Raw genomic sequence first — 13,371 nt, 5'->3', positions numbered from 1 at the left:
AGGTAATTCATCACGCAATATTTCAAAAACAGTAAAAATCCTGGTTAAATAAATTCATTTCAGAAGCAGTGTGAAGTTTATGGAAAATCTGTGAACCGGACTTCCGAATACCGATAAACTCAGAAATGATTTTCAATGCAAATGCCCCCAGTTGGTTTTATTAAATAAGTGTAATAAACACAATAAATGATATTGACTTTCATGATGAAAAAGTTATTACCAGGACAAAAAAAACAAATGTCAATATGAGAAATGCGATTTACAGGTTATGGATAACGGCCTTAATTATCACGCTTATAGTGCCGTGTTTATACGCACAAAAAGCCACTAATCCCATTATTTATGCAGATGTACCAGACATATCAATAGAACGTGTAGGCAATAGCTATTACATGAGCAGCACAACGATGCACATGAGTCCGGGTGTACCGATTATGAAGTCGAACGACCTGGTGACCTGGAAGACGGTGGGTTATGCGTATGATACTTTAGCAAATATTGACGCAACGAATCTCACAAATGGCAAAAACATGTATGGGGAGGGTTCGTGGGCAAGTTCTATCCGTTTCCATAATGGCACCTATTATGTAACCACATTTTCTGCAAATACCAATAAAACCCACATTTACAGTACTAAAAATATCGAAAAAGGCCCATGGAAAGCCAGGTCATTTGCCCCCGACCTGGGTGATCACTCCTTGTTTTTTGATGACGACGGAAAAGCGTATATGATTAGCGGGAGCGGAGATTTAAGGTTAGTTGAATTAAAGGACGATCTTTCCGGTATAAAGCCTGGCGGAACGGACCAGGTTATCATTAAAAAAGCAAACGTGCCTTCGGGCGGTACCGGTCTCGGTCCTGAGGGCTCTCAGTTGTTTAAGATAAACAGCAAATATTATCTTTTCAATATTACATGGCCACCGGGCCACGTACGTACTGTTATCATACACCGGGCAGATAAAATCACCGGTCCGTACGAAGGACGAATTGGCCTCCAGGACCTGGGTGTGGCGCAAGGCGGATTGGTTGAAGCGCCAAACGGGGCCTGGTATTCTTATTTGTTCCGTGATTATGGCTCGGTGGGCCGCATTCCCTATTTGGTGCCCGTAAAGTGGGAGGATGGATGGCCCGTTTTGGGCACTGGCGGCAAAGTGACCGATACACTCGACCTGCCGGCCGGTAAAGGTTTGATCCCGGGCATCGTTGCTTCAGACGAGTTTGCCCGTAAAAAAGGCGAACGGGCATTACCACTCGTTTGGCAATGGAACCATAACCCGGATAACAGTTTGTGGTCTGTTACCGCGCGGAAAGGATATTTACGGCTCACCACCGGCAGGATTGACACCAATTTCCTGATGGCTCGAAATTCATTGACACAACGCACTATCGGCCCGGTATGTTCCGGATCAGTTTCGCTCGACATTTCTAATATGAAAGACGGTGATTTCGCGGGTTTGGGCCTTTTGCAAAAAAATTACGGGTTGGCAGGTGTAAAAATAACGGGGGACAGCAAAGCTGTCATCATGATCAATGCAAGCACCGGAAAACCTGTAGAAGCACAAAAAGTCCCCTTAAACCAAAAGATAGTATACTTTAAGGCGGAATGCAATTTTACGAACAGAAAAGACGTGGCAGATTTTTTTTATAGCCTGGACGGGAAAACATGGATACCATTGGGCACACAATTAAAAATGGCCTATACCTTCCCGCATTTCATGGGCTATCGTTTTGCTTTGTTTAATTATGCTACAAAAAATATAGGGGGAGCGGCTGACTTTGACTTTTTTCATATAACAGATTCCATTTGATATCAATATTTTTTTTAACGGAAGGGTGGTTAACTATTGGGTGGGAAAGCCAGCCTGTTCGACGGGTACATCATATATACACACACATAAATTTAGAACAACAATGAATATCAGAAAGAAAGTACCGAACCCACTAACAATGGCCGCTGGCATTGCCTTGCTGTTTAGCGCGCAAGGCCATGCGCAGGAGTTGTCTATTAATAAAGGGCCGTTTAAGCCGACAGAGGAATCGTTAAAAGAATATAAATATCCTGATTGGTTCAGGGATGCCAAGTTTGGAATTTGGGCGCATTGGGGGCCGCAGGCTGTACCGCGACAGGGCGATTGGTATGCTAAAAACATTTATGTAGAAGGCAGCGGCCAGAATAAATACCACGTGGCTAATTACGGCACGCCGTCAAAATTTGGTTATAAAGATATTATTCCGCTGTGGAAGGCAGAAAAATGGGATCCCGAAAAGCTTATGGCCTTGTATAAGCGGGCCGGTGCTAAATATTTTGTTAGTATGGGCAGTCACCATGATAATTTCTTTTTGTGGAATTCTAAAATTCACCGCTGGAATGCCGTGAACATGGGGCCGCATAAAGATGTAGTTGGCCTTTGGCAAAAAGCCGCCAAAAAGGAAGGTCTTAAATTTGGCGTGTCCGAACATCTGGCGGCCAGCTATACCTGGTACCAGTCCGCACACAAGGCCGATACAGCAGGCGCGTATAAAGGCGTACCTTATGATGGAAACGACCCGCAATACGCCGATCTGTACCATACTAAGGCCGCGCCAGGCGATAATGGCTGGTTAACCACTAATCCTTTGTGGATGAAGGAATGGTATGCCGATGTAAAAGAATTGGTTGATACTTATCATCCCGATTTATTATACTCCGACAGTAAATTGCCGTTTGATGAAGTAGGGCGTAGTATGCTGGCCAATTTTTACAATGGCAACATCGCCTACACCGACGGTAAACCAACCGCTGTATATAATTGTAAGGAACCGTCTGGAGGTAAATGGGCCCAGGATGTGGAGCGCGGCGTATTAGATTCTATCAGTACGTACCCCTGGCAAACCGATACCTCAATTGGTGATTGGTATTATAAAACTGGTCAAAAATACCGCAGCGGCACCGAGGTAATACAAATGCTGGTTGATATTGTAAGTAAAAACGGCAACCTGCTGATTAACGTAGTGCAAACCCCCGAAGGCGATCTGGAACAGGATGTACTAACAATTATTGAGCAAATTGCCGCCTGGATGCCTGCCAACGGTGAAGGTATATATGGCACGCGCCCTTGGAAAATTTACGGCGAAGGCCCCTCAACCATCAAAGCTAATCAGGCCAAAGGCCGGTTTGGCGGCCTGAGCGATACGCATGCCTATCAGCCGGCAGATATCCGCTTTACCACAAAAGGCAACAACCTGTATGCGTTTTGTATGGATGCGCCTAACAGCGATATCCGTATCACTTCATTAGGTACAAGTTCAAAACTGGGCGATAAAAAGATAGCAACCGTTAAACTTTTAGGMAGTAATGAAAAACTGCAATGGAAACAGGAAGCAGGTTCGCTGGTCATCACTAAACCATCGGCTGTACCTGCCTGGAAAGTAATGTGTTTTAAAATCGAATTAAAATAAGCGATAAATTATGAAAGGCATCAGTTTACCTAAGGTCATATTTGGCACCAGCGTTCTGGGGAATTTATACGTAGAACTGGACGATGCAGTGAAGCAGGCTATTGTAAAGGAAGGTGTAATTTGCAAGCTGGCCCTCTTAGATTATCAATACCAACGTTGCTTAGATAACACCATTAATTAATACTATGATTATAAAGACCAAATTTCCTAAAGTTGTAAAACGTATATTTATTCTCATTGCGTTAATCAACTGTTCATTTTGCGTTTACGCAGCAGATAATGTCTACAATGTTAAAAATTACGGTGCCAAAGGCGACGGAAAATCGATGGACGCACCTGGTATTAATAAAGCCATTGAAGAAGCTACTGCCAACGGAGGCGGGACGGTATTGGTACCTGCAGGCAATTATCTGTGCGGTTCAATTCACCTTAAAAGCAATATTAATTTATTAATAGACCAAGGTGCTACAATTATTGCAGCAACTATTGCCGAAGGAGGTATTTACGACGAACCCGAAGTATCTGAAAACGATAAATATCAGGATTTTGGGCATAGCCATTGGCATAATAGTTTAATATGGGGTGAAAATCTGGAAAATGTGTCGATAACTGGTACCGGCATAATTCATGGCAAAGGCCTTGTTGGAAACAGCGAAAGGGGCGATAAAAGGCCAAATAAGTCTATCGCATTAAAACGCTGCAAAAATGTTTTACTGCGTGATTTTACGATTTATGAAGGCGGTTGGTTTGGCATACTGGCAACTGGTGTTGACAACTTTACCCTTGATAATCTTAAAATCGACACGAACCGCGATGGAATTGACATAGATTGCTGTCGCTATGTTACCGTTTCCTACTGCAGGGTTAACTCACCAAATGATGATGGCATTTGTTTAAAAAGCAGCTTTGCGCTAAATCAACTTCGCACAACGGAAAATGTTACTATCACTAATTGCGTTGTAAGCGGCTACAATATGGGCTCCGTGTTAGACGGTACTTATAAAAGGACGCCGCCATCAAATAATTTTGATCGCGGACCTTTTGGCCGAATCAAGTTTGGAACAGAATCTAATGGCGGTTTTAAGAGTATTAGTATTTCAAACTGCGTATTTGACTACTGCCGCGGTTTAGCAATAGAAACAACCGATGGGGCTTCAATTGAGGATGTAACAGTAAATAATATTACAATGAGGGATATTGTTAACTCTCCCATCTATTTGCGAATCGGAGGCAGAATGCGAGCTCCTGAAGGCAGCCCCCCTGGTCAGTTGAAACGAGTTAATATTGGAAACATAGTAGCCTATAACGCCGACCCAAGACAAGCTTCAATTATTAGTGGAATTCCATCAGCTTACATTGATGATGTTAGTCTGCACGACATTCGTATATACACTACAGGCGGCGGAACGCTGGAGCAGTCTAAGAGGGATATGCCAGAAGTTATTAAAGACTATCCTGAACCTGAACGACATGGCATAACGCCTTCTTATGGTTTTTATGTGAGACATGTAAAAAATATAGACATGCACAACATTAAAGTAATGTCTTTAACAGCTGACCACCGCCCTGTATTTTTCTTTGATGATGTAATTGGTGTGCAAGCTAACTATCTTGATATAGCAAAGCCGACAGGAGAACCTCGGATAGCGTTTAAAAATGTTGAGAACATCAGTTTGAACGCTGTTACCGAATTAAAGAACACTACAATTACGAAATCTACAACTACAGAGTTAAAGTGAGTGTGCCCAAAGGCAGCTTTGCAGAAATAATCGCGAGAACACTCAAATACACTTAAAATAAAAAATAAAATAACATGAAACGCAGGCAACTTTTAAAGCATCTGGCAGCTTCAATTCCGGCAGTGGCATTGGCTAAACATATTCATGCTGCTGATAACCTACTTAATAGTAACCACGAATTTATGGCTTCGGGGCCATTTAAACCAAGCTGGGACTCTCTGTCTTCCTATCAAGCTCCGGAATGGTTCCGTAATGCCAAGTTTGGGATATGGTCGCACTGGGGGCCACAATGCCAGCCAGAGCGCGGCGATTGGTACGCACGGGGCTTGTATGAAGAAAACTCCGATTATTACAAATGGCATGTAGCCCATTATGGGCATCCTTCCAAAGCAGGTTTCAAGGAAGTAATACACGATTGGAAAGCTGAGAATTGGGACCCGGAGAAACTTGTGGCATTGTATAAACGCGCAGGAGCACAATATTTTTTTGCCATGGCAAACCACCATGACAATCTTGATTTATGGGACAGCAAATACCAGCAATGGAACTCAGTGCGTGTAGGCCCTAAAAAAAACATTGTTGCCGGCTGGGCTAAGGCAGCTAAAAAACACTCACTTCCATTTGGGTTAAGTGTTCATGCAGCTCATGCATGGATGTTTTACGAAACTTCGCAGGGTTCGGATAAGAGTGGCCAATTTGCCGGTGTACCCTATGATGGCAATCTTACAAAAGCTGATGGAAAAGGCACCTGGTGGGAAGGGATTGATCCTCAGGAATTGTATGCCCAAAATCATCAATTAAGCAAAACGTTCGATTGGGATTGGGAAGATAAAACGCGCTGGCCCTCACCGGCTTACTGCGAAAGGTTTTACAATCGCACTATGGACTTGATCAAGCAATATAATCCCGATTTGATCTATTTTGATGACTCAAGCCTCCCGCTTTACCCGGTAAGCGATGTAGGATTAAGACTTGCGGCCAATTATTATAACCAGAATATGGCAACACACAACGGAAAACTTGAAGCTGTTTTGTTTGGAAAAAAACTTACAGATACAGAGAAGAAATGTATGGTTTGGGATGTAGAACGCGGTGTACTGGATAATGTACAAGCCCATCCATGGCAAACATGCTCGTGTATTGGAAACTGGCATTATGATAGGGGATTGTATGAACGTGGTGGATATAAATCTACCCAAACAGTTATTCAAATGCTGGTTGATATTGTGAGCAAGAATGGCAATCTCCTGCTCAATATCCCTGTTCGCGGCGATGGAACTATAGACGAAAAAGAAGTCGCGATTGTGGAGGGTGTCGGCGCGTGGATGGATATTAACAGCGACAGCATATTTGGCACACGACCCTGGAAAGTTTTTGGAGAAGGGCCGGCTACGGAGTCGGTAGCCGCACTTTCGGGTGCGGGTTTTAATGAAGGTAAAGGCAAGTCTTTTGGCGCAGCCGATATCCGCTTTACAACTAAAAATGGCCTGGTATATGCAACAGTACTGGGCTGGCCAGAGAACGGGCAGGTATTAATTAAAAGCATGAAGGCGGGAAACGCTAACCAGGAAAAGGCTGTATCGTCCGTGGAAATGCTTGGTGATGGGCAAAAACTCAAATTTAATCAAACAAATGAGGGCTTACTTGTAAAATTAAGCGAAAAGCCCAAGCTCTCTTATGCGTTTGCATTGAAGATTTCTTAACATGCGGGGATGAGTATGAGGTTAAATTATATTGACAATGAAACATTTAAGGTTTAAAGTTTTAATTGGTATTACAATTTGTTTAATTGCATTTTGCTCCATTGGCAATGCGCAAACACCTGCTGCTACTACAGATGCCCAAATGCAACAATGGCGCGATGCAAAGTTTGGGCTTTTTGTGCACTGGGGTTTATACGCGCAGGCAGCAGGCGATTGGCAAGGCAAGCCCTACAAAGGCAATGAGCATTTTATGATCTATGAAAAGCTTTCACTGAAAGAATATGGCAGTTTGGCTAAAGATTTTAACCCAACTTCATTTGATGCCGGCAAGTGGGTAAAAACAGCTAAGCAGGCCGGGATGAAATATATAATTATTACATCCAAGCATCACGATGGCTTTGCCATGTTTAACTCCCATACAAACGATTATAATATTGTAAAACAAACCCCTTTTAAACGAGATCCTCTTAAAGAGCTTGCTGATTCTTGTAAAGCATACGGGATGAAGTTAGGATTTTATTATTCTTTGGGAAGAGATTGGGAGGATCCGGATGTAGCTACCGATTGGCCAACAAAGGGAGCCAGAAGTAATGTTGTTAATTATCCAAATGAAGATGCAAAAGATTTTTCTAAATACTTTGAAAGAAAAGTAAAACCTCAGGTAAAACAATTACTTTCTGAATATGGCCCTGTTAGTGTTATTTGGTTTGATACACCCGAACGGATAAGCAAGCCTCAAAGTGAGGAGTTGTATGCAATGATCAAATCGTTACAGCCAAATTGTATAGTAAACAGCCGTGTGGGCAACGGGGTAGGCGATTTTAAAGTATCCGAGCAGCAGATCACAGATAAAACAGATAATCAACCATGGGAGTCTTGCATTACCATGAGCAAAGGTTGGGGTTATAATAAGCATGATACGGAATGGAAAAGTCCCGAGCTTATTGTGAGGCAACTGGTTGAGGTTGTTTGTAAGGGTGGGAACCTTTTATTGAATATTGGCCCCAAGGATGATGGAACTTTTCCTCCACAGGCAATTGAAAGATTAAAGGCTGTTGGGAAGTGGATGAATATAAACAGTGAAGCAATTTACGGCACAAGGCCATGGATGGTTGCCGGAGAACAGATATCTGAGGTTACACTTAGTTCAAGCGCAATAAAAATAGATGTTGATAATGATGCCACTTCTACAGCAATACTGCCCGACATTTATTTTGCGGCAAAAGGGAAAGTGATCTACGTTTTTGCACGTAGCTGGAAGGAACCGGCTATAAATATCAAAAGTATTAGTGCTGATAAGTTTACTGTGGCCAAAGTAACTTCGCTTGGGGCAAAAACTGCGGTTAAATGGGAACAAAATAAAAACGGATTAAACTGTAGTGTGCCATCTGTGTTGCCCGATGAAATACCTGTTTACGTATTTAAAGTGCAATTGAAGTAATTATAGTGCAGCATGAATAAGCATCCAGTTCGGGTACGCTGATATAAAGTAAGTTGCAACTCCGGCCAACGCCAATAGCCCAGGGCAAAGCGGTATCCGTAACCTCTGGTTTTTTAGATTTATCGAATTGATAGGAGAGGGAGAGTTCAGAACTTCTTAGCTATTGAAAGATTAATTAAAACTCCACGGATAGCGCTATGGTTTTACAAACCTTCATTTGTTTCGAAATAGAACATATTCCAACAACGGTAGGAGAGAAGCAGTTAACTATTTTGAAGAGAGCGGCGATCCCGCTGGGATGATTTTTGATCTTTTTGCGAGTCATTTACATGCTATTAGGCGCTCTAAAAGCACTTTTTTTCATTTGAAATCAAAACAGGGTACCATTTTCATTAACCACTCTACTTACCATCGGGGGCAATTGGTCACCCTGCTGCGGCAGACCGGCAATGATAAATTTTCATCTGTTGACCTGGTTACCTATTACATTCAAAATAAGACGATTCCGTGTAAAAGACTAGCCGGTAATTTAGTTTTCTTCGACGGCTATTTAACTAAATGCAGATAAAGAAAGTTATTTATGAACTGACTGGCTTCTGACACGACTCAAAGTTTCCCGCGAAACGCCAAGATATGAAGCAATCATGTGCAAAGGAACACGATAAAATATGTTCGGAAACCGGGTTATAAAATGCTGATATTTTTCTTCGGTGCTGTAACTGATCGCATCTATTACCCGATGTTGAATGGCGTCGTAACTTCTTGCTAAAAGGCTGTCTATAAAGTTTTTTAACTTAGGTATTGTCGTCAACAGGTGGAGGAAAGCAGGCTTATCGATTAAAATAACCTCACAATTTTCAAGGGCATCTATGTTACATTTGGACGGAGTGCCGTTATTATAACTTTCGCGGTCGCTGATCCACCAGTTTTCTGCTGCAAATCTTAGTATATGCTCTGCCCCGTCGTTACCGACCGTATACATGCGGAGGCAGCCTTTTACAACAAAGCAGTTGTAATGGCATACATTACCTTCCTGGAGAAGGTATTGCCTTTTTCTGATCTTTTTTTCAATAGAAACAGCCCGGACAGCATTAATTTCTTCAGCTTCCAGATTCGCTTTTTCCTTTAAATATTTTTCGAATGCCTCAAACATGCCAAACCGTGTTTAACAAATCTATTTAAAAATCACCCGTATCGCAATTTCAAGATTTAAAATGGTATATGGGTGACAAGCCTTGGTAATTGCTAATAACCGTGACTTTTATCACATGTATTTAGCGTCAAATCTCCTTGTCCCGCCTAAAGTGCCTGGCTTAATTTTGTATCAAATAAATATTCAATATCATGAGACTAAAGAATAAAGTAGCCGTCATCACCGGCGGAAACAGCGGCATCGGATTTGGTATCGCCAAAGAATTTCAATTAGAAGGCGCAGTTGGCGCAATCGTTGGCAGGACGCAGGAAACGCTGAACAGTTCGGTTGCCCAGCTAGGCGCAAATTTTATCGCCATCAATGCGGATGTGACCAGGCAAGAAGACCTTGATCGCGTTTTTAATGAGACCTATGAAAAATTTGGTAAGATAGACATTGTGGTGGCCAATGCCGGCGGTGCGGCGACCGGTGCGGCCCTGGGTTCCGTTGCAGACATCGGTGAAAAAGATTACGACCTGACAATGGACCTCAACCTGAAAAGCGTTTATTTTACCATCCATAAAGCCCTGCCTTATATGAATGACGGCAGCTCCATCATCATGATCGGTTCAAATGCCGCACACCGCGGCTATCCATCATTATCGCTTTACGGTGGTGCAAAAGCGGCGCTTGTTGCCTGGGCCCGGGGCTTTTCACTTGACCTGCTGGAGCGCAAGATAAGGGTTAATGTTGTTTCTCCCGGGACCATAGAAACACCGGTATTCGGGAAATTTATTCCGGCAGAACATGTAGATGAAGTAAAACAGGCCTGGGTGAACGGCATTCCGGCCGGTCGCATCGGACAGCCTCACGAGATCGGAAAGGCAGTGGTCTATTTGGGTTCAAACGAATCTTCATTCGTGATCGGCACGGAGATTCTCGTCGATGGGGGCTCAGTTAATCTTGCGCCATTTGCCTAAGATGATAACGATGAAAAAGAGGCCGATCCCGTTTGCTTTAGGGTTCTTCGTGATCCTTTTTAATGGTGTCCGTGGTTATTGGGTAATATCAGCCATTGCAGCACCGCTTACAGACAGATTTTCTCAATAAAATCATATAACATTACCGGGCCAACTTCGGGGACAGGCCGTGCTACCGCGCTGGAACTGGCGCAGCACGGCGCCCTGATCCTGGTTGGCCGCACCCCCGAAAAACTCGCTCAACTGCAAAAAAAGAGCTGAAAAATGCAGGCCGTCATGCTGTTCCTGTCCTATGCGATATGCCAGATATGAACAGTATAAAAAGCGCGGCTCAGGAAAACATCGCGCTTGGGCTCCCTGTCGCAGGGCTATTGAACAATGCCGGTATCATGCCGTGAAAAGTATATCTTGAGAGTATAGCTATATGTCTCTGACGAATTTTAGGATATTTAAAAACAATTAAATTGATCATTTCAAAACTAAATTCATTCGTTGCATATTTTAAACGGCCCGGCCTTTTTGCCCAATAAAGTGTTGGGTTTTTAAATAGACGGATTTACCATTATGGTTAACCGTCATTTTTCTTTTCACGGGGTAGGATTACTTCTCTAACAGTAGCCATTTTAAGGATTATTAGCGACCGTAATTGATTCTCGATTTTTTCTCAATTAATTCTCAATAAATTCCGGTCAGTTCAACAAATAAAACTTGTTAAATTGCTAATCACTCGATTGAGCATATAGAAGAGATAGCGCTAAAATACGCCTAAAAGCACAAAAAAAGCCCATTTTCGCTAGAAAACAGGCTTTTGAAAGTGTGGTATCAGCTGGGATCGAACCAGCGACACAAGGATTTTCAGTCCTTTGCTCTACCTACTTAAACAGCTATCTGAGCGTGTTTTTGACCTTTTTGACATCAAAGTGTGCCAAAAGTGTGCCAAGAATGTCAACTAATTACACAGAACCAACTATCGTTACAAGCGATGATTTAAACAAACGATCTTATGTTACATTTTACTTTAATAATATTAGGGTACGAGAATTTCACGGAAAGAACATAGGCCAGAGAATTAATCCTAATAGGGCAAATACCATAGAGGAAAGAACTCAATTACTTAAAAAGCTGCAATTCGAATTACACAAGGCCCTCGATGCTAAGCAATATCCCATTAACACCGATCTTGAAGAAACAATTAAATCAGATAATATTACTGAATCTAAATTGAGCACTCAACAGACAGCCATAAAGCTGTTATTTGAAGCAGTTAAAGACAAGTTACGTAGTGATTTGAGTAAAACCTATAAACGCGATTTAAAAAGTGTTTATAGGCAATTCAGAGGGTTTATGTTACCTGAAGAGTCTAGCGGAATAATAACAAATATAACCACAGCTAGAATAGAAAAGTTTCTTTCTCAATTTGGTTCAACCGGAACCTACTTTATGAATAAGCGAAGAAATTTAAGTGTGTTGTTTTCGGCAGCAGGACGATTGATTGACAAACCTTTGAAATCAGTAAAGGAAACTAAACGCAGAAAGGCGAAAGCCAAGTTACATGAGAAATACAACCATGAACAAATAAAGCCAATACTAAAGTATCTAAAAGCGCATTATCCAAATCTTCATATCTGTTGTTTATTAACTTACGGTTCATGGTTAAGGCCACATGAAGAAATAAGGTTACTCTCGGCGGACAATTTCAAAAACAACAATACAGAAGTACATCTATCTGGAAATGAAAATAAAGGAGGGAAAGTAAGGGTGGTATATATACCTGATTACATAAGAGTAGAAATTGATCCTATCCTCTTGAAATTAACGCGATATGACAATATATTTAGTTTGCAACGCGAACCTTTCAACGAATCTTACTTCAATACACAATGGTCAAGGGCCTGGGCTAAAATGTTCGATCTCGGATTAATCTATGAAAATCAAACAATATATTCATTTCGGCATACCGCAGCAATAGCACTATATAAGAAAACTAAAGACGTCTACCTCCTACAGCAATTATTAGGACATTCTTCTATAGTAGTAACATTGAAATATCTAAGAAATTTGGGAGCGCTTAGTGGTAGTGAACTTAAAGAGTCGGCGCCAACATTGGACTAATCCCAATATATAATCCTACTCAACTACGAGTAGGATTATTCATTTATATAATAAATCAGATATTGGCGGTTTATTTACGATATGTCTCAAATTACGATTGAAAAGCAAATACTGAATTATATAAAGAAGGACTTTGAGAGTCAAGTTTTCCATTTACTCGATGAGAGTGACACACATTATACATTTAGCTACAGCGAGGAAGAATTGTTTACCCAGGAAGAGCTCAAAAAAGAGCTTGGATATGGTATAAATAACAACTATAACGACTTTATAACATCAATTACCAGTCGTAAGCTTGCCGAGATAAGAAACGTTCTAAAACAATCTAATCTTAATACCTATCAACAAGAAAACATTTACTTCTTGTTAATTTATATAAAGGCGGGTATCGATTGTTTTCCACAATGGGATACATACAATAGAGTACAAGCAGAACATGTTGGCAACCTCTTTATTGCTAAACTGATCGAAAGAGGCGACTTGTCAAATATTGAAATTAGAATAAAATCTAATGATGCTCAAGCAACCTTTAAAAATCTTAACTGGTCGAATTCAATATTAGAAAACGTGATAAAGGCCATTTATAACTCGATCCCGAGTTTGATAGTTGATTCTGAATTAGCAGAACATTTTAATAATCCACAAACTTCTGATGTAAAACTTAAAGCTATTGCCAGAAAGCACACATCTAATGCAATGGACTCAAGGCATTATAAAATTTTAGAAGCGGCGTACATCCTCATCCAATATTTTAAYGATCACAAAATATTTTGGAGTAAGAGAGCTACACATGGAACAAGACAGAGAGCTACACATGGAACAAGAC

At 41.5% G+C, this 13,371-nt stretch carries 12 protein-coding genes and 1 tRNA gene; 11 read left to right on the top strand and 2 right to left on the bottom strand.

The window, feature by feature from the left end:
* The first annotated feature begins 245 nt into the window (after positions 1–245).
* The 7 genes from AC1DO4_RS26835 (at position 246) to AC1DO4_RS26805 (ending at position 8,889) form a co-directional block, all read left to right on the top strand.
* Complete coding sequence (locus AC1DO4_RS26835; protein WP_477420839.1) at positions 246–1,808, top strand: glycoside hydrolase family 43 protein; 1,563 nt, start codon at positions 246–248, stop codon at positions 1,806–1,808.
* 103 nt (positions 1,809–1,911) lie between these two features.
* Complete coding sequence (locus AC1DO4_RS26830) at positions 1,912–3,438, top strand: alpha-L-fucosidase (protein WP_477420838.1); 1,527 nt, start codon at positions 1,912–1,914, stop codon at positions 3,436–3,438.
* A gap of 10 nt (positions 3,439–3,448) precedes the next feature.
* Positions 3,449–3,619 carry a hypothetical protein gene (locus AC1DO4_RS26825; RefSeq protein WP_477420837.1) on the top strand — a complete coding sequence of 57 codons (171 nt, stop codon included), beginning with the start codon at positions 3,449–3,451 and terminating at the stop codon, positions 3,617–3,619.
* Positions 3,620–3,623: 4 nt separating this feature from the next.
* Complete coding sequence (locus AC1DO4_RS26820; RefSeq protein WP_477420836.1) at positions 3,624–5,177, top strand: rhamnogalacturonidase; 1,554 nt, start codon at positions 3,624–3,626, stop codon at positions 5,175–5,177.
* A gap of 74 nt (positions 5,178–5,251) precedes the next feature.
* On the top strand, positions 5,252–6,880 hold the full coding sequence (locus tag AC1DO4_RS26815; protein ID WP_477420835.1) for an alpha-L-fucosidase: 1,629 nt from the start codon (positions 5,252–5,254) through the stop codon (positions 6,878–6,880).
* 37 nt (positions 6,881–6,917) lie between these two features.
* A complete protein-coding gene (locus AC1DO4_RS26810) occupies positions 6,918–8,321 on the top strand; it encodes an alpha-L-fucosidase (RefSeq protein WP_477420834.1) in 1,404 nt (467 codons plus the stop codon).
* Positions 8,322–8,619: 298 nt separating this feature from the next.
* Positions 8,620–8,889 carry a DinB family protein gene (locus AC1DO4_RS26805; protein ID WP_477420840.1) on the top strand — a complete coding sequence of 90 codons (270 nt, stop codon included), beginning with the start codon at positions 8,620–8,622 and terminating at the stop codon, positions 8,887–8,889.
* Between the two features lie 6 nt (positions 8,890–8,895).
* Here the strand turns inward: AC1DO4_RS26805 and AC1DO4_RS26800 are convergent, their stop codons facing one another.
* A complete protein-coding gene (locus tag AC1DO4_RS26800) occupies positions 8,896–9,474 on the bottom strand; it encodes a Crp/Fnr family transcriptional regulator (protein ID WP_477420833.1) in 579 nt (192 codons plus the stop codon).
* 191 nt (positions 9,475–9,665) lie between these two features.
* On the opposite strand from AC1DO4_RS26800, the gene AC1DO4_RS26795 reads away from it, so the two are divergent.
* Together AC1DO4_RS26795 and AC1DO4_RS26790 are read left to right on the top strand one after the other, a co-directional pair.
* A complete protein-coding gene (locus tag AC1DO4_RS26795) occupies positions 9,666–10,433 on the top strand; it encodes an SDR family NAD(P)-dependent oxidoreductase (protein ID WP_477420832.1) in 768 nt (255 codons plus the stop codon).
* A gap of 78 nt (positions 10,434–10,511) precedes the next feature.
* Positions 10,512–10,694 carry a hypothetical protein gene (locus AC1DO4_RS26790; protein ID WP_477420831.1) on the top strand — a complete coding sequence of 61 codons (183 nt, stop codon included), beginning with the start codon at positions 10,512–10,514 and terminating at the stop codon, positions 10,692–10,694.
* Between the two features lie 556 nt (positions 10,695–11,250).
* On the opposite strand, the gene AC1DO4_RS26785 is transcribed toward AC1DO4_RS26790, so the two are convergent.
* Positions 11,251–11,321, bottom strand: a tRNA-Phe gene (locus AC1DO4_RS26785).
* Between the two features lie 54 nt (positions 11,322–11,375).
* Here AC1DO4_RS26785 and AC1DO4_RS26780 point away from each other — a divergent pair.
* Positions 11,376–12,545: a tyrosine-type recombinase/integrase gene (locus AC1DO4_RS26780; protein ID WP_477420830.1), complete on the top strand. Its 1,170-nt coding sequence runs from the start codon at positions 11,376–11,378 to the stop codon at positions 12,543–12,545.
* 81 nt (positions 12,546–12,626) lie between these two features.
* A partial coding sequence (locus tag AC1DO4_RS26775; RefSeq protein WP_477420829.1) for a hypothetical protein occupies positions 12,627–13,371 on the top strand: 745 nt, incomplete at its 3' end.

The sequence above is a fragment of the Mucilaginibacter sp. P5_A6 genome (assembly GCF_056400585.1).
Note: the sequence above shows the minus strand (reverse complement) of the source record. Positions and strands in the feature narration are given on the sequence as shown.